This is a genomic window from Streptomyces sp. NPDC001450, from assembly GCF_053597295.1.
The window spans coordinates 140,094-159,138 of the sequence record NZ_JBSFHY010000017.1 but is presented as its reverse complement, the minus strand read 5'-3'; the positions used below and the strand labels follow the sequence as shown (position 1 = coordinate 159,138).

General features: G+C 73.2%; 18 protein-coding genes. 9 read left to right on the top strand and 9 right to left on the bottom strand.

Annotated features, from left to right (window positions below):
- Positions 1-27: 27 nt before the first annotated feature.
- The 3 genes from ACWC5O_RS20795 to ACWC5O_RS20785 all read right to left on the bottom strand — a co-directional run bounded on the left by ACWC5O_RS20795 (position 28) and on the right by ACWC5O_RS20785 (position 3,383).
- Entirely contained in the window at positions 28-918 is an 891-nt protein-coding gene (locus ACWC5O_RS20795; RefSeq protein WP_450588823.1) for a hypothetical protein, read from the bottom strand.
- 130 nt (positions 919-1,048) lie between these two features.
- Positions 1,049-2,578 (bottom strand): hypothetical protein, encoded by a 1,530-nt coding sequence (locus ACWC5O_RS20790; RefSeq protein ID WP_450588821.1) that lies wholly within the window; start codon positions 2,576-2,578, stop codon positions 1,049-1,051.
- Positions 2,579-2,675: 97 nt separating this feature from the next.
- The gene (locus tag ACWC5O_RS20785; protein WP_450588820.1) at positions 2,676-3,383 is read right to left on the bottom strand and encodes a GntR family transcriptional regulator; all 708 of its coding nucleotides are present in this window, start codon (positions 3,381-3,383) and stop codon (positions 2,676-2,678) included.
- A gap of 163 nt (positions 3,384-3,546) precedes the next feature.
- Here ACWC5O_RS20785 and ACWC5O_RS20780 point away from each other — a divergent pair, with 163 nt between their 5' ends.
- The 5 genes from ACWC5O_RS20780 (at position 3,547) to ACWC5O_RS20760 (ending at position 8,065) form a co-directional block, all read left to right on the top strand.
- Positions 3,547-4,866, top strand: a complete 1,320-nt coding sequence (locus ACWC5O_RS20780; protein ID WP_450588818.1) for an MFS transporter — start codon at positions 3,547-3,549, stop codon at positions 4,864-4,866.
- Positions 4,863-5,702, top strand: coding sequence for a putative hydro-lyase (locus tag ACWC5O_RS20775; protein ID WP_450588816.1), 840 nt, complete (start codon positions 4,863-4,865; stop codon positions 5,700-5,702). The genes ACWC5O_RS20780 and ACWC5O_RS20775 overlap by 4 nt, the downstream gene beginning before the upstream one ends.
- 80 nt (positions 5,703-5,782) lie before the next feature.
- Positions 5,783-6,541 carry a LamB/YcsF family protein gene (locus ACWC5O_RS20770; RefSeq protein ID WP_450588814.1) on the top strand — a complete coding sequence of 253 codons (759 nt, stop codon included), beginning with the start codon at positions 5,783-5,785 and terminating at the stop codon, positions 6,539-6,541.
- Positions 6,538-7,155 (top strand): 5-oxoprolinase subunit PxpB, encoded by a 618-nt coding sequence (gene pxpB, locus ACWC5O_RS20765; RefSeq protein WP_450588812.1) that lies wholly within the window; start codon positions 6,538-6,540, stop codon positions 7,153-7,155. The genes ACWC5O_RS20770 and pxpB overlap by 4 nt, the downstream gene beginning before the upstream one ends.
- A gap of 40 nt (positions 7,156-7,195) precedes the next feature.
- Entirely contained in the window at positions 7,196-8,065 is an 870-nt protein-coding gene (locus ACWC5O_RS20760) for a 5-oxoprolinase subunit C family protein (protein ID WP_450588810.1), read from the top strand.
- Here ACWC5O_RS20760 and ACWC5O_RS20755 read toward each other — a convergent pair.
- The 5 genes from ACWC5O_RS20755 to ACWC5O_RS20735 form a co-directional block, all read right to left on the bottom strand.
- Positions 7,966-8,934, bottom strand: coding sequence for an SGNH/GDSL hydrolase family protein (locus ACWC5O_RS20755; RefSeq protein WP_450588808.1), 969 nt, complete (start codon positions 8,932-8,934; stop codon positions 7,966-7,968). The two genes, ACWC5O_RS20760 and ACWC5O_RS20755, sit on opposite strands and share 100 nt — an antisense overlap.
- The gene (locus tag ACWC5O_RS20750; protein ID WP_450588806.1) at positions 8,931-10,112 is read right to left on the bottom strand and encodes a glycosyltransferase; all 1,182 of its coding nucleotides are present in this window, start codon (positions 10,110-10,112) and stop codon (positions 8,931-8,933) included. Before ACWC5O_RS20750 ends, ACWC5O_RS20755 begins: the two co-directional genes overlap by 4 nt.
- Positions 10,109-11,248: a glycosyltransferase family 4 protein gene (locus tag ACWC5O_RS20745; RefSeq protein ID WP_450588804.1), complete on the bottom strand. Its 1,140-nt coding sequence runs from the start codon at positions 11,246-11,248 to the stop codon at positions 10,109-10,111. The genes ACWC5O_RS20750 and ACWC5O_RS20745 overlap by 4 nt, the downstream gene beginning before the upstream one ends.
- Before the next feature lie 196 nt (positions 11,249-11,444).
- A complete protein-coding gene (locus ACWC5O_RS20740) occupies positions 11,445-12,863 on the bottom strand; it encodes a HEAT repeat domain-containing protein (RefSeq protein ID WP_450588803.1) in 1,419 nt (472 codons plus the stop codon).
- 300 nt (positions 12,864-13,163) lie between these two features.
- Positions 13,164-13,556 carry an ankyrin repeat domain-containing protein gene (locus ACWC5O_RS20735; RefSeq protein ID WP_450588801.1) on the bottom strand — a complete coding sequence of 131 codons (393 nt, stop codon included), beginning with the start codon at positions 13,554-13,556 and terminating at the stop codon, positions 13,164-13,166.
- Between the two features lie 263 nt (positions 13,557-13,819).
- Between ACWC5O_RS20735 and ACWC5O_RS20730 the strand changes: the two genes are divergently transcribed.
- Together ACWC5O_RS20730 and ACWC5O_RS20725 are read left to right on the top strand one after the other, a co-directional pair.
- Positions 13,820-14,014 (top strand): hypothetical protein, encoded by a 195-nt coding sequence (locus ACWC5O_RS20730; RefSeq protein ID WP_094220804.1) that lies wholly within the window; start codon positions 13,820-13,822, stop codon positions 14,012-14,014.
- A gap of 40 nt (positions 14,015-14,054) precedes the next feature.
- A complete protein-coding gene (locus ACWC5O_RS20725; RefSeq protein ID WP_450588799.1) occupies positions 14,055-15,644 on the top strand; it encodes a hypothetical protein in 1,590 nt (529 codons plus the stop codon).
- A 272-nt stretch (positions 15,645-15,916) separates the two neighbouring features.
- Here the strand turns inward: ACWC5O_RS20725 and ACWC5O_RS20720 are convergent, their stop codons facing one another.
- Positions 15,917-17,425, bottom strand: coding sequence for an SCO1417 family MocR-like transcription factor (locus tag ACWC5O_RS20720; RefSeq protein ID WP_450588797.1), 1,509 nt, complete (start codon positions 17,423-17,425; stop codon positions 15,917-15,919).
- Between the two features lie 195 nt (positions 17,426-17,620).
- Here ACWC5O_RS20720 and yczE point away from each other — a divergent pair, with 195 nt between their 5' ends.
- Both yczE and ACWC5O_RS20710 read left to right on the top strand, forming a co-directional pair.
- Complete coding sequence (gene yczE, locus ACWC5O_RS20715; protein WP_450588796.1) at positions 17,621-18,238, top strand: membrane protein YczE; 618 nt, start codon at positions 17,621-17,623, stop codon at positions 18,236-18,238.
- Positions 18,235-19,002, top strand: a complete 768-nt coding sequence (locus tag ACWC5O_RS20710; protein WP_450588794.1) for a glycerophosphodiester phosphodiesterase — start codon at positions 18,235-18,237, stop codon at positions 19,000-19,002. Before yczE ends, ACWC5O_RS20710 begins: the two co-directional genes overlap by 4 nt.
- Positions 19,003-19,045 lie beyond the last annotated feature (43 nt).

The window sequence follows — 19,045 nt, the reverse complement described above, 5'->3', positions numbered from 1 at the left end:
AGTCTTCCGGCAGATCAGGGAGGTTTGTCAGGAGTGCGAAGGCGCGTGGAACGGCAGCCCGGCGTCGGCCACCAGATCCAGGTCGGCGGTGTCGTCGGCGGGCAGCAGGCTGGCCGTGCCGTCGGTGACCGGGACGACGCCCAGCTCCAGCAGTTCGGCCATCGCGGCGCTGCCGGCCATGTCGCGCACCTGGAGCTGGTAGCGCGCCGTGGTGCGGTAGGTGCCGCCGTGGTCGTCACCGGTGCGCTGCAGGAACCCCGAGTCGGTGAGGAAGGCCGCTGCCTTCCCGACGATGCCCGTGGTGGAACCGGCGAGCCGGCGGGCGTCCTTGGTGGCGCCGGTCGAGCTGCGTCTGGCCCAGATCCGCCAGGCGGCCTCCAGTCCGGGCGCGTCGGTCGCTGGGTCGGTGTTGTCGCCCTGCTCCTCGGCGCGCTCCTCCAGACGGCGGCAGGCCTGCCGTACGAAGGCGTCGACACCGTTGACGGTGACCCGGCCGATGTAGGAGTCGTCGGCGAGGTCCTCCGGGCGTGGGAACGCCAGCGCTGCCACGGCGAGATGGGCCAGCCCGTGCAGGAACCGGTCTCCCGAGTCGGCGGCGGTGCGACGAGCGTAGTCGCCCATGCGGACGGCGAACACGGAGTCCTCGGCGGCCGTCACGGCCATCCCCGCGCGCGGGGACACCTCCAGCACGACGAGCCCGAGTCCTGCGGCGACGGCGTCCGCGAGCCGCGCGAACGCCGGGTCGTCACGGTAGCGGCGCAGCAGCTCCGTGTACTCCTGGTCGCGCGCCGGCTGCAGCTTGGGCTGCAACCCGAAGGCGACGAGCCGCGCCGCGTCGGCGGCGTCGGCGGGGGTGACGGCGGTGGTCGCCGACGGGGCCGGAGCCTCCGTGTCACTCCACTCGACGTGCTCGCTCACGACTGCAACTCCTCGGTCTTGAAAACTGGGCTGGGGGCAAGCGCCCCGAAAGGGGCGCGGAGCTGCATCCATGTGCGGCTCCGCCGCGGGGCGCGACCAGCCACAACCGGCCCGCACCCGGCAGGCGACATCACGCCGCCTCCGTCCGATCCGCCGCCATCCCCACCGCGTCCAACAGCGCTGTCCCGACAATCAGGTCGGCCCCGCCAAAGTCCGGGTCGTCCAATTCCGTCCCGTCGTCCACGGCGAACAACAGCTTTTCCTCGCCCTGGCGATACGCCGTACCCACGGCGGGACTGGCCGCGTGGACCGCCAACAGGGCAACCAGGTACGCCAGATCGAACCCACCGGAGGCCCTGGCCTCCGCCAGCAGCCCGGACAACCGCCTCGGCGCATCGGCGGGCAGATCGAGCAGTTCCATCGCCGCGGCCAGCTGCTCCTCGCTGAACCGGCTGTCGTCCGGCGTCGCGATCAGGTCGGGCTCGGGCATCTCCGCGCCCAGGTGCTCCCGCTCCACCGGCGGCGTCAGCAGTATGTCGACGAGGTCGGCGACCCGCACCGACACCGGCGTACGCAGCCCCGTGCCGTTGGCGAAGAACGCGTCCGTGACCCGGATCGCCTGCTCCAGGGGCAGCGGCAGCAAGGGCGCGACCAGGTGGCCGTACAGGTCTGTCCCGGAGGTCGCCATGGGTGTGGCGAAGGCCTGCCGGTCCTGTTCGGCGCGGAACAGGGGGCCGGCCTCCAGCAGGCGCGACTGGAGCTGGGTGTGCCGCCGGATGCAGTCCTTGACGATGTCCACCAGCTCGGCGGCGCGCCGCTTGTGCTCGGGGTCCTCGGTCTCGTCGCGGGCCTTGCGGATGTTGGTGAGGATCGCGTTCTCGTGGCGGTACCGGTCGGCCACGTGGTCCAGGGCCTCGGCGATCATGTCGGGCACGGCGTTGAGCCAGTCGACCGCGCGGACGTTGCGCCGGGTGGCCTCCAGGGCGCGGCGCAAGGTCTCCGAGTACTGCACGGTGCGGTAGCGGGCCTGCTCGGCAGCGAGCTGCGCGTCGGCGAGGCGGCCGCGGTTGATCAGCACCTCCAGCTTGACCTCGGCGGCGATCTGCGCGCTGGTGACATCGGTGTCCAGGGCGCCGACCAGGACGTTGACCGCCTCGTCCGTCGTACGGAGGTAGACCGTGCCGCCGGGGCCGGGGACCTCCTCGATCAGCTTGAAGTCGTAGTCACGGCGGACATAGGTGCCGTCCGGCGCGAACGTGCCGTACACCGCGCGGAAGCCGCGGTCCACGCTGCCGACGTTGATCAGGTTCTCCAGGACCCAGCGGGCCACGCGCTCGTGCTCGGCGACGGGCCGGTGCGGGGCCTGGGCGGCGATGCGCGGGACGAGCCGGGCCACGATCTGCTCGTGGTCGGCGCCCGTGTCGAAGTCCATGTTCAGCGTGATCAGGTCGATGGCGGCCAGGGCCACCTCGGCCATGCCGTACACCGAGTACTCGCCGGCCAGGTTGGCCTTGCGCGCGTCGAGGTCGTGCAGCGGCGCGGTGCAGGCGAGCGCGCGCAGCCGACGGGCCAGCCCCTCGTCGGCGGCCGGGCCCGGCGCCGGGCGCGGCCCCGCGCTGAGCTGGGCCGGAACGCTGTCCGTCGATGCAGGCGAAGTCACGGTGCACAGACTAGGTCCTCGGTCTGACAACGACTAAAACGGCGCAGAAACGACGGCCGTCACAGACACTCAAGAGGCGTCGGCGCGCTCCCGCCGCTCAAGAGGCGCCGGCGCCGTCCTCACCGACCCGCCGCAGGTACACCTCGACGACCCGCTCCAGCGAGTCCGCGAGATAGGTCTCCAGCAACCGCTCCGCGCCGCGCCGGTCCCCCTCCTGCAGCGCCTGCAGGATCTGGCGGTTGCGGGCGAGGTAGGGCTCGTGGAGCCGGCGCGGGTCGTCCACGACGTGGAAGGCGAGCCGCAGCTCGGCGAAGACGCTGCGCATCAGCTCGTCGGTACGTTCGCTGCCGGCGAGGGCGACCAGTTCCCGGTGGAAGTGGATGTTGGCCGTACCCAGTGCTTTCCAGTCATGCTCGTGGGTCGCCAGCTGTCCCTCGGTGACGGCGGCGGCCAGGCCGTCGAGCGCGAAGGGCGGCTCGCCGAGGCCCCGGACGACCGCGCACTCGACCAGGGCCCGGGTGCGGTAGATGTCCTCGACGTCCTCCACGGTCAGGACCCGGACGAAGACCCCGCGGTTGAGTTCGTGGACGAGCAGGCGCTCGTGGGTGAGCAGGCGGAACGCCTCGCGCAGGGTGTTGCGGGAGACCCCGAGCGCACCGCCGATGGCGTCCTCGGACAGGCGGGTGCCCGGCGGGAAATAGCCCTCGGCGATCCGGCTCCGGAGGATGTCGGAGACCCGTTCTGCGGTGCTGGTGCGCCCCAGAAGTGCACGGTCGTCGGCCAGTCCCGTCAGTTGCTCTGCCATGCCCGGAATTCAATCGCAGACCCCGGAACGAGACAACGTAGGTATTGAAGGATCGTTGAACAATCCTCTACGGTGCTCCGCACGCGACAGTTTCAGCACGGCACAGCTTCCGCACGGCACAGCTCAGTTCCCGCACCCTCCGTCCCCTCTCTGCGAGGTGCCCATGAGCACGACCCCTCCGCCCCGGTCCATGACCGCGGGCGCACGACCGGAACAGAGTGAACGCGCCGCCGAGGACGGCGCGTTCGGCTGGTTGCACGCCCTCGGCCCGCGCGGCCGGCGCGCGTTCGCCGGAGCTTTCGGCGGATATGCCCTGGACTCCTACGACTACTTCACGCTGCCGCTGAGCATGGTGGCGCTCGCCGCGTACTTCGGTCTGGACAGCGGCCAGACCGGCCTGTTCACCACCGTCACGCTGGTGGTCTCCGCGATCGGCGGTGCCGCGGCGGGCGTGATCGCGGACCGTGTGGGCCGCGTCCGGGCCCTGATGATCACCGTGATCACGTACGCCGTCTTCACGGTGGCCTGCGGGTTCGCGCCCGACTACGAGACCCTGCTGGTCTTCCGCGCCCTGCAGGGGCTCGGCTTCGGCGGCGAGTGGGCGGTCGGGGCGATCCTGGTCGCCGAGTACGCGAGCGCGAAGCACCGAGGTCGTACGCTCGGCGCGATCCAGAGCTCATGGGCGGTCGGCTGGGCCCTGGCCGCGATCGTCTACACGCTGGTGTTCTCCTTCGCCGGCGACGACCTGGCCTGGCGCATCATGTTCTGGACCGGGGCGCTGCCCGCGCTGCTCGTGGTGTGGCTGCGCCGCCGGGTGCACGACGCGCCCACGGCGACGGCGGCCCGGGAACAGAACCCGAAGCGCGGGTCGTTCGCGGCGATCTTCCGGCCCGGCAGAGACGGCGAGCCGGGCCTGCTGCGCACGACGGTCTTCGCGGGCCTGCTGTCCACCGGCGTGCAGGGCGGCTACTACACCCTGGCGACCTGGGTGCCGACGTACCTGAAGACCGAACGCGGCCTGTCCGTCGTCGGCACCGGCGGCTATCTGACCTTCCTGATCTCGGGCGCCTTCCTGGGCTACCTGACCGGCGGCTACCTCACCGACCGGCTCGGCCGGCGCCGCAACATCTGGTTGTTCGCACTGCTGTCGGCCGTGTGCATCCTCGCGTACGCGAACATCCCGCACGGCGCCGACACCCTGCTGCTGGTGCTCGGTTTCCCGCTCGGCTTCTGCATGTCGGCGATCTTCAGCGGCTTCGGCTCCTACCTGAGCGAGCTGTACCCGACGGCGGTGCGCGGCACCGGGCAGGGCTTCACGTACAACACGGGCCGCGCGGTGGGCGCGGTGTTCCCGACCCTGGTGGGCTTCCTGGCCGACAGCTGGGGCGTGGGCGGTGCGCTGGTCTTCGGTGCGATCGGCTACGGCCTCGCGGCACTGGCTCTGCTCGGGCTGCCGGAGACGCGCGGGAAGGAGCTGGCATGACGCGGGTGAACCGTATCGAGGACCGGCCCGTGGCCCTCCTCGACGAGCACGCGCACGCGTGGAGCGCGAAAGCGGCACGGACCCGCTTCCGGGAGGGCCTGGCGGGCCCCACGGCGGGCGTCGCGGCCGGCAACACACAGGCGAACCTGATCGCGGTGCCGGCCGACTGGGCGTACGACATGCTGCTGTTCTGCCAGCGCAACCCGAAGCCGTGTCCGGTGCTGGACGTCACGGACGCGGGCTCCACCGCCACCGTCCTCGCCGAGGGCGCGGATCTGCGCACCGACCTGCCGCGCTACCGGGTGTGGCAGGACGGCGAACTGGTCGAGGAGCCGACGGACGTGCGCGCGCACTGGCGGGACGACCTGGTGTCGTTCCTGCTCGGCTGCAGCTTCACCTTCGAGTGGGCGCTGGCCGGGGCGGGCGTCCCGATCCGGCACGTCGAGCAGGGCCGCAACGTGCCGATGTACGTGACCGGCAGACAGTGCCGCCCGGCGGGCCGGCTGCGTGGCCCGATGGTGGTGTCCATGCGACCGGTGCCGCCGGAGCACCTGCGTGCCGCGATCCGGGAGAGCAGCCTGCTGCCGGCCGTGCACGGCGGCCCCGTGCACTGCGGCGATCCCGCGGCCCTCGGCATCGCGGACCTCGGCCGGCCCGACTTCGGCGACCCGGTGGACGCCGCTCCCGACGACATCCCGGTGTTCTGGGCGTGCGGGGTGACCCCGCAGGCGGCCGTGATGGCCTCGCGACCGCCGTTCGCCATCACCCACGCACCGGGCCAGATGTTCCTGACCGACGCCCGCGACGAGCAGTACCGCGTGGTGGGCGTCGACTGACACCGGCGAGTCGGCTGACGTCGGCGAGCAGCACATGAGGCAAGCAGCACCCGACACGAGGACCGGAGACACGGAAGACCATGACCGCGATCGATCTGAACGCCGACCTCGGCGAGGGCTTCGGACGCTGGAGGCTGACCGACGACGAACGGCTCCTGTCCGTCGTCACCAGCGCCAACGTGGCCTGCGGGTTCCACGCCGGTGACGCGGCCACCATGCGCCGGGTGTGCGAGCTGGCCGCCGAGCGCGGGGTGAGGATCGGCGCGCAGGTCTCCTACCGGGACCTCGCCGGGTTCGGGCGGCGCGCGATGGACGTGCCGCCCGCCGAGCTGGCGGCCGAAGTGGCCTACCAGATCGGCGCCCTGGAGGTGTTCGCGCGGGCGGCGGGCGCGCGCGTGGCGTACGTCAAGCCGCACGGCGCGCTCTACAACCGGGTCGTGCACGACGAGGAGCAGGCCGCGGCCGTGGTCGACGGCGTTCTCCTGGCCGACGGTTCGCTGCCGGTGCTCGGGCTGCCCGGCTCGCGGGTCCTGGAGCTGGCAGCGAAGGCGGGCTTGCCGGCCGTCACGGAGGCGTTCGCCGACCGCGCCTACACCGACGAGGGCACGCTGGTGCCGCGTGACCGGGACGGCGCCGTGGTGACCGAGCCGGACGCCGTCGTGGAGCGCTCGGTGAGCCTCGCGCGCTCCGGCGCGGTGATGGCGCACTCCGGCGCGCGCATCCAGGTACGTGCCCGTTCGCTGTGCCTGCACGGCGACACACCCGGCGCGGTCGAGCTGGCCCGCCGGGTGCGTGAGCGGCTGGTGGCGTCGGGCGTGCGGGTGGAGGCCTTCGCATGAGGGCGCTTCCCGTCGGTGACGACGCGCTGTTGGTGGAGGTCGCCTCGGGCGAGCAGGCGCAGGCCCTGCACGCGGAGCTGCTGTGCCGCCGCGCGGAGGGCTCGCTCACCGTCCGTGAGATCGTCCCGGCAGCCCGTACGGTCCTGCTCGACGGCCTGTCCGACCCGGTCCGCTGGGCATCCGAACTGACCTCCTCGGGGGTACCTCCCGCTCCCCCGCGCGCGCGGGAACTGATCGAGCTGCCGGTGCGGTACGACGGCCCGGACCTCGCCGAGGTCGCCGCCCACTGGAAGGTGTCCGAACACGAGGTGGCCCGGATCCACGCGGGCACCGAGTTCACCGTGGCCTTCTGCGGGTTCGCGCCCGGCTTCGGCTACCTCACCGGACTGCCCGCCCGCTACGACGTCCCGCGCCGGGCCACCCCGCGCACGGCGGTGCCGGCCGGTGCCGTGGCGCTGGCGGGGCCGTACACGGGCGTGTATCCGCGTTCGTCGCCGGGCGGCTGGCAGCTGATCGGCACGACGGAGGCGGTGCTGTGGGACCACGCGCGCGTACCGGCCGCGCTGCTCTCACCGGGCACGCGGGTGCGCTTCGTACCGGTGGGAGAGGCATGACCAGCCACCCGCTCAACGGCCTCGCACCCATGGGGGCCGTATGACCGACCGTGCGCTCGTCGTCGTGCGGGCCGGGGCGCTGACCACCGTGCAGGACCGTGGGCGGCCCGGATACGCGCACCTCGGCGTGCCCCGCTCCGGAGCGCTCGACCCGGGGGCGGCGGCCCTCGTCAACCGGCTGGCCGGAAACCCGCCGGACGCGGCCGTCCTGGAGACCACCCTCAACGGCTGTGCCCTGCGCCCCCGTTCGACGGTGACCGTGGCGGTCGGGGGCGCGCCCTGCCCGGTCACCGTGAGCGGCCGCCCGGCGGCCTGGGGCGCCCCGGTCGTCGTGCCCGCCGGTGCGCTGCTGGAGGTGGGGGCGGCCGTGGCCGGTGTACGCGCCTACGTGGCCGTGTCCGGCGGCATCGCCGTGGAGCCGGTCCTCGGCAGCCGGGCCACCGACCTGCTGTCCGGCCTCGGTCCCGCACCGCTCGCGGACGGCACGGTGCTGCCGCTGGGCACGCCGGTCGGCCCCCCCGCGCGCGTGGACGCCGTCCCGCAGCCGGGTCCGCCGGCCGAACTCGTGCTCCGGGTGACGCCGGGCCCGCGCGACGACTGGTTCACCGCGCGCGCGGTCCGGGATCTGACCACGCGCGCGTACCAGGTGTCCTCGGCGAGCAACCGGATCGGCCTGCGCACCGAGGGGCCCGCCCTGGAGCGGGCCCGGACCGGCGAACTCCCCAGCGAGGGCATGGTGCTCGGCGCGGTTCAGGTACCGCCGGACGGCCGTCCGGTGGTGTTCCTGGCAGACCACCCGACCACCGGGGGCTACCCGGTGATCGCGGTGGTCCGCGCCGCCGATCTCCCGGCGGCCGCGCAGGCGGTCCCGGGCACCCCGGTGCGGTTCGTGGCGGTGCGGCGCCGCTGAGCCCCGGCGTCGGCACCGCCGGCATCCGGCTGCTCCGTCATCGACAGCGCGGCCAGCGCCTCGGACACCGCGGCGGAGGCATGCAGGTCCAGGCGGGCGCTGGTGCCCCGCGCGCGGTGACGCACTTCGTCGGCGGCCAGCCGCAACAACTGCGGCAGCAGATCGTTGCAGCGCCGGACCACCCAGGCCGTGCCGGCGGTGGCGAGCCACAGCAGGCTCGCCGAGCGGGTCGGGGCGGGGAACTCCGGTTCCGGTGACGGCGGCGCGCCGGAGGCACGGCCCGCCACGGTGAGCAGGGCGTGGAAGTGCACGGCGAGCTGCCGGTGCCCACGCTCGCCCGGGTGGAGCCGGTCCGCGCTCCACAAGGCGCGGTCGGTGAGCCAGGTGCCCTCCGCGGCGTGCAGGTGAACGGCTCCGTACCGGTCGGACAGCTCGTGGACGACCGCGTTGACCGCCCGCTGCCGGCGGGCCAGCGGACGGGCGAGGGCGCCCGGGAGGCCCAGCATCGCGCCGGGGTCGGGCAGGCAGGCGGTGAGCAGTGTGGCGCCCTGGGCGGTGAAGGCCGCGTACACCTGGTCGAGCCGGTTGGCCACGGCGTGGATGTCGAAGGTGTGGCGCAGCGTGTCGTTGACGCCGATGACCACGGACACCACGTCGGGGCACAGTTCGAGACCGGCCGGGGTCTGCCGTTCGAGCACGTCCCGTGTCTGCGCCCCGCTGACAGCGAGGTTCGTGAACTCCACCTGCCCTGCGTCCTCGGCGAGACCGCCGGCCAGCAGCGCCGCCCAGCCCCGCCAGCCGTCCCCGGCGGGGTCGCCCACGCCCTCGGTGAGCGAGTCCCCGAGGGCCACGAAGCGGACGGATCTCATGCCACGCCCTCCCGGGCACCGGGCCGGGCCGGGGCGTCCGCGCGCTTCAGCACTTCCGCGTCGTGCGCCGCGAGGAACGCCTCCACCGCCGTTCCCCAGCCGAAGCACTCCGCACGCGCGCGTGCCGCCTCACGTCGCTCGGGCTCGGTGCGCGACAGGAGCAGTTCCACGGCGTCCGCGAACGCGTCCGCGCTGTCGGCTGCCGCGGCCCCCGCGGCCCCGATCACCTCGGGCAGCGCTGACGAGGCGCTGGCCACCACGGGTGTCCCGCACGCCAGGGCCTCCAGGGCGGCCAGCCCGAACGTCTCGGCGGGCCCGGGTGCCAGGCACACGTCGGCGGACGCCTGGAGCGCGCCGAGCGCGGCCCGGTCGGCGACGTACCCCAGGAACGTCACCGGCAGCCCGCGCTCCCGCGCGCGCTGCTCCAGCCGCGCCCGCAGCGGTCCGTCCCCGGCCACCACGAGCACCGCCCGCCGCCCGCGCCGCAGCAGCGCCTCCAGGGCGTCCAGGGCGGTGCCGGGCCGCTTCTCCACGGACAGCCGGGAGCACATCACGAGCAGCGCCTCGTTCCCGCGCGCGTGCAGGGCGCGCAGCGCCGGGTCACGCAGCGCGGGGTGGCGTTCCATCAGGTCGACGCCGAGGGGGGCGCGTACGACGTTGCGCGCGCCGATCCGTACGAACTCGCGCTCGGCGAACTCCGTGGTGCACACGATGCGCGAGTAGACGTGCGCGGTACGGGTGTTGAGGGAGTCGGCCGTCCGGGCGGCGAGCCTCTCGGACAGGCCCCAGGTGCGCAGCACACCGTCGGCGGTCTCGTGGGAGACCATCACGGCGGGCACGCGCGCGCGGCGTGCCCAGCGGCCGGTCCACCGCAGGGTGGTGCGGTCGGAGACCTCCAGGCGGTCCGGGGCCAGGTCCTCCAGGAGGGCGGCCACGCGCCGCTTGTCGGTCAGGACGCGGTAGCCGCCGGTGCCGGGCAGCACCGGTCCGGGCAGGGTGATGACCCGGCCCTGCTCCGTGTCGCGGTCGGTGTGCCGTTCGCCCGGCACGATGAGCACCGGCTCGTGGCCCGCGGCCCGGAAGCCCTTGCCCAGTTCGTGCAGGGCCGTGCGCAGGCCGCCGGAGGCCGGGGTGACGAAGTTGGCCAACCGGACGATGCGCAGGGGTGCGCCGGTCATACCGCCACCACCGTCTTCTTGCGCGCGGCGAGCACGTCCTCGTAGTGCGCGATCAGCTGGTCGCCGACGGCGGCCCAGGTGCGCCCCTCGACCATGGCCCGCCCGGCGGCGCCGTACACGGCCAGCAGGCCCCGGCCCGGATCGGCGGTGAGGGTGCGTACGGCCTCCGTGACGGCGTTCGCGTCGCGCGGCGGGACGAGCAGTCCGGTGCGGCCGTGGGCGACCAGGTCCAGCGGGCCGCCGGCGGCGGGTGCGACCACCGGCACGCCGCTGGCCATGGCCTCCTGGACGGTCTGGCAGAAGGTCTCGAACGGGCCGGTGTGCACGAACAGGTCCAGCGAGGCGAAGATCCGGCCGAGTTCGTCGCCGGTGCGGCGGCCCAGGAAGACCGCGCCGGGCAGCGTCTCGTCCAGGTGGGCCCGGCTGGGCCCGTCGCCGACGACCACGACCCGTACGCCCTCCAGACCGCAGACACCGGCCAGGAGTTCGACCTGCTTCTCAGGGGCGAGCCGGCCGACGTAGCCGACGATCAGCTCACCGTTGGGGGCCAGTTTCCGGCGCAGCGCCTCGTCGCGGTGCTCTGGCCGGAAACGGACGGTGTCGACACCGCGCGGCCACAGCCGTACCCGGGGTACGCCGTGCGCCTCCAGATCGTGCAGGGCGGCGCTGGACGGGGCGAGGGTGCGGTCGGCGGCGGAGTGCACGGAGCGGATCCGGCGCCAGGCGGCCGTCTCGCCGGCGCCCATGTACGTACGGGCGTATCCGGCCAGGTCGGTCTGGTAGACGGCGACGGCGGGGATGCCGAAGCGGGCGGCGGCGGCCATGCCACGGACGCCGAGGACGAAGGGACTGGCCAGGTGGACCACATCGGCGCGGTGCTCGGTGAGCGCCGCGGCGAGGCGCCGGCTGGGGAGGGCGACGCGGACCTGGGGGTAGCCGGGGAGAGGGAGGGAGGGGACGCGGACGACGGGGCACGGTGCATCGAGGGTGTCGGCCTTGGTGCCGGGTGCGGGGGCCGGCGCGACGACGAGCGGGTGGTGGCCGCGATCCACGAGGTGCCGGGCGGTCTGGAGCGCGCAGTGGGCGACGCCGTTCACATCGGGGGGAAAGGATTCGGTCACTATGACGACACGCATACGGGTGTTGTCGCCGCGCCGGACGTGGCCGCGTCAACGTCGATCTTTCCGGACGGGGAACGTCCCATGAGCGTTGGACTGCACACCCGAGCGGGTCAGCCGGCCGCCATGTCCGCCTGACCCGCGGGTCACCCGGTGTTCACACGACGGGCGGTCTCCCGCCCGTCCCGTATGCGTGTGACGGTGCTCGGCGAGGTCACATGGTCTGTGCGTCCGGCCCGAAGCGGCTGCGGACCGCTGTCTGTACCTCGGCCTCCTCGGCAGGGTCGGCGGCGAGGCGGCGGAGTCGTTCGACGACCCGGGCGTCGCCGGTCTCGGCGTGCCGGGCGGCGATTTCCCGGGTGGTCTCCTCGCAGTCCCACAGGCACTCGACGGCGAAGCCGGTGGCGAAGGAGGGGTCGGTGGCGGCCAGGGCGCGGGCGGCGCGGCCGCGGAGATGGGAGGAGGCCGTCTCCCGGTAGATGTGGCGCAAGACGGGGGCCGCGCAGGCGATGCCGAGGCGTCCGGTGCCGTCCACCAGGGTCCACAGCGTCGGCGCGTCGGGGCCGTCACCCCGTACGGCCTCGCGCAGGGCGCCGAGGACGAGGTCGCTGTCCTGGGCTCCGCCGCGACAGGCAAGCATGCGTCCGGCGGCGGCTCCGAGGGCGTCGGGGCGCTGGGCCCAGCGGCGCGCGCGGTCCACGGCGGCGATACTGCACATCCGTTCGAAGGCGTCGACGGCGGCCTCCACGACGACGGTCGGTCCGTCGGCGACAGCGGCCTCGATCAGTTCGAGGGCGTCGGGGTCGTTGTTGTCGGCCAGGTAACGCAATGCCGTGCAGCGTGCGCCGTCGATGCCGTTCCTCGCGGCCTGGAGGATCTCCGGCCGGTCCTCGGGGCCGGCCACGGCGACCAGGCAGCGGGCGGCCGGGACATGCAGGGCGGCGCCGCGCTCGATGCCCTGCTGGGCCCACTCGAAGACGGCTCGCACGCTCCACCCGGGCCGTGGCCCGGTGGGCCGCATCTGGCGCTGCCAGCGGTCGAAACAGCCCGCTTCCTGGGCGGCACGCACGCGCGTGGCGATCGATTCGCGCGGATCCTCGGCCCACAGCCGCCAGGGCCTTGGCTCGAAGGCGTCGCGCACGGCGGCGGCCAGCTCGGCCTCGCCCTCGGGGTCGGTGGAGAAGCGGGCCAGGACAGGGGCGGCGAGGGCGCGCAGGCCCGCGTCGTCGTCCCTGAGGGCCAGCTCGTCCAGGGCCCAGGCCCAGCTGGACCCGTGGGCGGCGTACCTGCGCAGCAGTCCGAGCGCGTCCCGCCTGCCGTAGGAGGCGAGGTGCCCGAGGACCGCCAGGGCGAGGCCGGTGCGGGACTCGTCGGTGTCGAGGACGTCCTCGGGGTCGAAGAGGTGCGCCTCGATGGCGTCCAGCTCGCCGTTCAGGTCGAGGTAGAGCCGGGCGTAGTAGAGGGAGCGGTTCTCCACCTGCCAGTCGTGGCGGGGGTCGCGCAGCACACAGTGGTTCAGGGCCGCGAGCGCCTCCGCTCGCGGGGCGGTGAGCGCGTGCAACGTGCCGTCGCCACGGCCGCGCTGGAGCAGGCCGAGCAGCGTACCGCTGGGCGCTATGACCGGATCGAACATGGGAAACAGCCTCACATCAAGCGTCGACGCAACCGGGAAACACGCATTACCTGGCCGCGTGACACAACGTCGGAGCGCCCGCCGTCTCTTGCTTGCTGTAGACCATTTCTCTCTGCCTCTCGTCGGTGGCCCATGCGGACCGCATCACGGTCCGCGCGGTGCGGCAACACCTGCCCAGCCATCGCGTCCGTGAATCACGTCGTCATGATGACCCGCGGTGTGTGCTGCCGCGACCGTATTTCCGGCGGCCCTGTACCGCCTCCCCCGTTTTCTGTGTCGTACCTGGTCAGGACGTCCGCATCAGTGTGCGCCGAACAGTTCCAGGAGTTCCGTCTTACCGAACATGCGTGCCGTGTCGACGGCCGAGGGAGTACCCGCGGCGGGATCGGCGCCGCCCTCCAGGAGGGCGGCGATCACTTCCGTCTCACCCTTGAAGACGGCTCCAGCGAGCGGGGTCTGGCCTCGGTCGTTGATCCGGTCCACGTCCGCGCCCCGGGCGAGCAGGGCGCGCACCGCGTCGGCGTGACCGTGGTAGGCGGCGAGCATCACGAGGGAGTCGCCGCGGTCGTTGGTGAGGTTGGCCGGAACGCCCTTGTCGACGTACGCCACCAGCTCCTCGGTCTGCCCCTGCCGGGCCAGATCGAAGATCTTGGTCGCCAGCTCCACGACCTCGGGGTCGGGGGCTTCGCTCATCGGCCGGACCGCCTCTCTTACAACCGTTCAGGTGAATCGCAAGGGTACTGGCTCGCGCCTCACATGACCCGAAGTGCCCGAGGTAAAGATCACTGCAGACCCCGCCGGACGCAAGTGCCCTGCCCAACCGGCCCATGACGGCTCCGCCACCCGGGGGAAATCGGCCGAATTTCACCCACTTGCACCTTTTATCGTATAGACACATCCTGTGATCCTGGAAGTACTCATGGTGACTGTCCCCTCTCGACACCAGGAGACCTCAAATGATCCTCTCCCTGTCAGGCGTGCTCCTGCTCGGCATCATCGTCTTCCTCTTCTTCAGGAAGGACGGGCTCAAGGGTTCGCACGCCGCCGTCTCGGCCCTGTTCGGCTTCTACCTGTCGAGCACGGCCATCGCCCCCAGCATCAAGGCCGGCGGCGAGAGCCTGGCGAGCCTCCTCGGCGGCATCAAGTTCTGACGCCCCACCTCCCGCCCGTACGCACCAACAGGAGACAGCAGTGGCCCGGCGCCCTCTCCCTCGCATTCTGAGCAAAGACAGCGCACAGATCGCCCGGACGCAGATCGCCCGGAGCCGGGAGCTGGCCCGGACGGCGGCCGACAGCGCCACCGACGTCCTCCACCCGCTGATCACCATCTCGCGCGGGCTGCGCCGGCTGGCCTCGGCCGGGCGGCGCAGGTGGGCCGAGACACCCAAGGACAAGCGTGGGCCGCTGCTGTTCCTGGCGGCCTCCGTGGTCCTGTTCGTGGCGCTGGTGCCGTACGGACCGCTGCTCGCCGCCATCACCTTGATGGCGGCGGCGGCCTGGCAGGGCCGCGACCGCACCCCGCCGGCCTCCGACGGGCCGGACGAGTCACAGACCGAGCGGCTCCAGTCCGTGTACGAGGCGCTGGTGCCGTACTTCTCCACCGCCGAGGACCCGGCACCGCTGTACGCGCACGGCGGGGAGTGGGAGAAGGCCTTCGACACACACGAGTTCGACGACGGCGGGCGCTTCGGTCATCTCGTGATCCGCTATCCCGCGTACTTCCCGGACGGCGAGCCCGCGGCCCGCGCGCGGATCGAGCACCTGCTCACCGCAAAGGCCGGGCGGGGCCGTGAGTACCACTTCGAGTGGGACGAGGAGGGCAACCGGCTGACGGTGACCGTCCTCGCCCCGCTGCCCACCGACATCGCGGCCCAGCGCTTCGTCACCGCGCCGGGCGAGACCGTGCTCGGGTTCACCGACCCGAGCGAGGTCCACCGGACGCTCCCCCTCTCCTACGGAGAGGAACAGCGTGACGTCCCGCCGGTCGTCTGGCGCACCGGCATCCGCTCGACCGAGCCGCACCTGCTGGCCATGGGCCATCCCGGCAGCGGCACCTCGACCCTGCTGCGCTCGATCGCCCTGCAGGCGCTCCAGCACGGCGACGTACTGATCGTCGACGGCGGCGGCACCGGCGAGTACGCCTGTCTGATCGGACGGGACGGTGTGCTGGCCGTCGAGTGCGCGCCGGCCGGGGCGCTGGCCAGCCTGGAGTGGGCCGCGCAGGAGACCGAGCGGCGGCTCATCGCCATCAACCGGGCCCGCCAGGCGGGCGACCCGCCGCCCGAGGACACCCGGCGCCCACTGTGGATCCTGCTGGACCGGCCGAGCGTCTTCACCCACCTCATGGCGGCGGACGGCCGCAAGGACCCGCAGGCCCTTCTCCAGATGCCGTTGCGGCACGGCCGCGCGGCGAACGTGACCGTGGCCGTGGCCGAACAGTTCGACAGCGCGGATGCGTTGAGCGAGGGGGTACGGCAGCACACGCGCGCGCGTGTCGTGCTGGGGCCTGCGGCGCCTGCGCAGGTGGAGGCGGTACTGGGAGTGCCGGCGCGCACGACGCCGCCGGCGCAGGTGCCACCGGGGCGGGGGTATGCGCGGCTGGGGTCGGGACCGGTGCATCGGCTTCAGGTGCCGTCGACTCCTGACCCTTACGACGACGCGACCACCGACGCCGACCGGCAGGCGGTGCTGGAGTTGCTGCCCCCGCGGACGACTCCGGTCGAGGCCGCACCTGAGACGGAGCCGTTGGCTGCGGAGGCTGTCGGCGCCGAGAGTTCGTAAGCGACCGTCGGCTGCGGCTGGGCGGGGACGGGTCTCGCTCACCGGCACCGGCAGGGTGCCGCTGCGCCTACCCTCCCCCAAGCTCTCGGCTTCGCTCGAGCGGGGGGACCACGCAGGCACGACGGCCGCAGCAGCCGGTCCGCGGCTACGGCCCCCACGCAGCCGACAGGACTGCAACTCCCCAAGGGCGCGAGGAACCACGCGACCAGACCCCGCACCCCCGCAGCCGGGCACCGGGCCCGCAGCTGCACAGAACCGCGGCCGTCCCCCCGCTACGCCACGAACGTGCGGGGCGCCTCGGTGCCACCGGTCGCCCCCGTTTCCACCAGGCGCGCCGCCGCGGCAAGGCGCGCAGCCGCCTCCTCCGCCACCGCTCCGCCGACCGTGAACGGGAGGCGGAGGTAGCCCTCGAAGGCGCCGTCGACTCCGAAGCGGGGGCCGGAGGGCACGCGGACGCCGACCCGCTCCCCCGCTTCGGCGAGCCGCGAGCCCGAGAGACCGCCGGCGCGGACCCAGAGGGTCAGGCCGCCCTGGGGGATCTCGAACTCCCAGTCGGGCAGTTCGCGGCGCACCGCGGCCACCAGGGCGTCCCGGTTCTCGCGCGCCTGGCTCCGCCGCAGGGCGACGGCCTGTTCCCAACCGCCTGTGCTGAACAGCCAGTTCACGGCCAGCTGCTCCAGAACAGGGGTGCCGAGATCGGCGTACGCACGCGCGGCGACCAGGCTGCGGATCACGTCCGGGGCGGCACGCACCCAGCCGATCCGCATGCCGGCCCAGAACGCCTTGCTGGCCGAGCCCACCGTGATGACGGTCGAGCCCGCCGGGTCGAAGCTGCAGACCGGACGCGGCATCGCGCCCTCGCCGAACGACTCGTCGAGCCACAGCTCGGTCATCGTCTCGTCGGCCACGAGGACGGTCCCGGCCGAGCGGGCCGCGTCCACCAGCCGACGCCGCTGGTTCTCGTCGGCGAGCGCGCCCGTCGGGTTGTGGAAGTCGGCGACGACGTAGGCGAGCCGGGGCGCGGCCTCGCGCAGGACCTGGCGCCAGCGGTCCATGTCCCAGCCGGTCAGCCCCTCGGCCATGGCGACGGGCACGAGTCGCGCGCCCGCCTCCCGCATCAGCTGGAGGATGTTGGCGTAGGACGGCGACTCGACGGCGATGCGTTCACCGCGGCCCGCGAAGAGATGGCAGATCGCGTCGATGGCACCCATCGCACCGGTCGTCACCATGATCTGCTCGGGCATGGTGGGGATCCCACGCGCGGTGTAGCGCTCGGCGATCATCGCGCGCAGTGCCGGCAGTCCGGCCGGGTAGTCGCCGTGTGTGTGGGCGTACGGCGGCAGTTCCTCCAGCGCCCCCTGCACGGCACGGGTAAGCCATGGCTCCGGGGCCGGCAGCGAGGCGCAGCCCAGGTCGATCACCGAGCCGAGGGCCTCCGGAGGCAGTGGCTCCAGTCCGCGCGCGGGAAGCGGATTGCCCGCCGGGACGGCGGTCCAGCTGCCCGCGCCACGCCGGGACTCCAGGAAACCCTCGGTGCGCAGGGCCTCGTAGGCGGCCGCGACCGTCGTACGGCTGACGGAGAGAGCCAGGGCCAGTTCGCGCTCGGCGGGGAGCCGGGCGGCCACGGGCACGCGGCCTTCGAGGACCAGGAGCCGGATGCCGTCGGCGAGTGCGCGGTAGGCGGGCGGTCGGCGCGTGCCGGGGCCGGCCGGGCGGTCCTGCTGGGAGGTGAGCAGCCGGGCGAGCTGCGCGGCCCCCACCGCTGAGGTCCACTGCGCCATGACGATCAGTCCACCTTCCCCGAATTGGCCATGGATAGGTTTTCATCCCAAGCCACAGAGTGACATGCATCAGGCCACTGCCACCACCCAGGGGGGTATGTCGTGTCCACTCCCGGTCGTCCCGGCCGTCTCGGACCCAGTCGTCTCGGACCCAGTCGTCGTCTCGGACCCAGTCGTCTCGGCCGACGTCTTTCCATGCTGTACGCGGGACTCGCGCTGTACGGCGTGAGTTCCGCGCTCCTGGTGAAGGCGGGTCTCGGGCTCGAGCCCTGGAACGTCCTGCACCAGGGACTCGCCGAACTCACCGGACTCAGCATGGGTCTGGTCCTGACGATCGTGGGGGCGGCCGTCCTGTTGCTGTGGATCCCGCTGCGGCAGCGCCCCGGGCTCGGCACCGTCTCCAACGTCCTGGTGATCGGTTTCGCCATGGACGCCACCCTGGCCGCGCTCCCGGACGCGCACTCCCTGGCGGTCCGGGTGCCCCTTCTCCTCGCTGGCGTCGTGCTCAACGGCATGGCGACCGGCCTCTACATCTCCGCCGGCTTCGGGCCGGGCCCGCGCGACGGCCTGATGACCGGACTGAAGCGGCGCACGGGCCGCTCGATCCGGCTGATCCGCACGATCGTGGAGGTCACCGTCGTCGCGACCGGCTTCACCCTCGGCGGCACCGTCGGCATCGGCACCGTCCTGTACGCGCTGTCCATCGGCCCGCTCGCCCAGTTCTTCCTGCGTGTCTTCGCCGCCCCTTCGGCACCGGGGCGAAGCACAATCGTTGCCACCGGGCAACCGGAAGGGGCGATACTGCGTCCGTGACCACCGCGATACGCCACCCCTATCTCGACCATCCCGGCCCCATCGCCTTCGCCCACCGTGGCGGGGCGGCCGACGGGCTGGAGAACACCGTGGCGCAGTTCCGGCGCGCGGTCGACCTGGGCTACCGGTACATCGAGACCGACGTCCACACGACGGCGGACGGCAAGCTCGTCGCCTTCCACGACAGCACGCTCGACCGGGTCACCGACGGCGCGGGCCGCATCGCCGACCTGCCGTGGCAGGACGTGTCCCACGCGCGCGTGGGAGGGCGGGAACCCGTACCGCTCTTCGAGGAGCTGCTGGAGACCTTCCCCGAGGTCCGCTGGAACGTGGACCTCAAGGCGGAGCCGGCCCTGCGGCCCTTCCTGGAGCTGATCGAGCGCACGAACGCCTGGGGCCGGGTCTGCGTGGGCTCCTTCTCCGAGGCGCGGGTACTGCGGGCGCAGCGGCTGGCCGGGCCGCGCCTGGCCACCTCGTTCGGCACGCGCGGGGTGCTCACTCTTCGGCTGCGCTCCTGGGGGCTGCCGGCCTCGGTGCGCCGTTCCGCGGTCGCCGCGCAGGTGCCCGAGGCCCAGTCCGGCGTCCCGGTGGTCGACGAGCGCTTCGTCCGCGCCGCCCACGCGCGCGGGCTGCAGGTGCACGTGTGGACGATCAACGAACCGGAGCGGATGCACCGGCTCCTGGACCTGGGTGTCGATGGCATCATGACCGATCACATCGACACGTTGCGCAAGGTCATGGAGGACCGCGGCGTCTGGGTCTGAGCACCCGGGGCGACCGGGCCCGCCTTCGCACGGCACTTCTGCG

What these genes read in the sequence shown, in the direction of transcription:
- ACWC5O_RS20750 (WP_450588806.1), bottom strand. Translation starts at nt 10,112, where the DNA reads ATGACCGGCGCACCCCTGCGCATCGTCCGGTTGGCCAACTTCGTCACC.
- ACWC5O_RS20785 (WP_450588820.1), bottom strand. Translation starts at nt 3,383, where the DNA reads ATGGCAGAGCAACTGACGGGACTGGCCGACGACCGTGCACTTCTGGGG.
- ACWC5O_RS20760 (WP_450588810.1), top strand. Translation starts at nt 7,196, where the DNA reads ATGACCGACCGTGCGCTCGTCGTCGTGCGGGCCGGGGCGCTGACCACC.
- ACWC5O_RS20775 (WP_450588816.1), top strand. Translation starts at nt 4,863, where the DNA reads ATGACGCGGGTGAACCGTATCGAGGACCGGCCCGTGGCCCTCCTCGAC.
- ACWC5O_RS20735 (WP_450588801.1), bottom strand. Translation starts at nt 13,556, where the DNA reads ATGAGCGAAGCCCCCGACCCCGAGGTCGTGGAGCTGGCGACCAAGATC.
- ACWC5O_RS20755 (WP_450588808.1), bottom strand. Translation starts at nt 8,934, where the DNA reads ATGAGATCCGTCCGCTTCGTGGCCCTCGGGGACTCGCTCACCGAGGGC.
- ACWC5O_RS20780 (WP_450588818.1), top strand. Translation starts at nt 3,547, where the DNA reads ATGAGCACGACCCCTCCGCCCCGGTCCATGACCGCGGGCGCACGACCG.
- pxpB (WP_450588812.1), top strand. Translation starts at nt 6,538, where the DNA reads ATGAGGGCGCTTCCCGTCGGTGACGACGCGCTGTTGGTGGAGGTCGCC.
- ACWC5O_RS20730 (WP_094220804.1), top strand. Translation starts at nt 13,820, where the DNA reads ATGATCCTCTCCCTGTCAGGCGTGCTCCTGCTCGGCATCATCGTCTTC.
- ACWC5O_RS20745 (WP_450588804.1), bottom strand. Translation starts at nt 11,248, where the DNA reads ATGCGTGTCGTCATAGTGACCGAATCCTTTCCCCCCGATGTGAACGGC.
- ACWC5O_RS20740 (WP_450588803.1), bottom strand. Translation starts at nt 12,863, where the DNA reads ATGTTCGATCCGGTCATAGCGCCCAGCGGTACGCTGCTCGGCCTGCTC.
- ACWC5O_RS20770 (WP_450588814.1), top strand. Translation starts at nt 5,783, where the DNA reads ATGACCGCGATCGATCTGAACGCCGACCTCGGCGAGGGCTTCGGACGC.
- ACWC5O_RS20720 (WP_450588797.1), bottom strand. Translation starts at nt 17,425, where the DNA reads ATGGCGCAGTGGACCTCAGCGGTGGGGGCCGCGCAGCTCGCCCGGCTG.
- yczE (WP_450588796.1), top strand. Translation starts at nt 17,621, where the DNA reads ATGCTGTACGCGGGACTCGCGCTGTACGGCGTGAGTTCCGCGCTCCTG.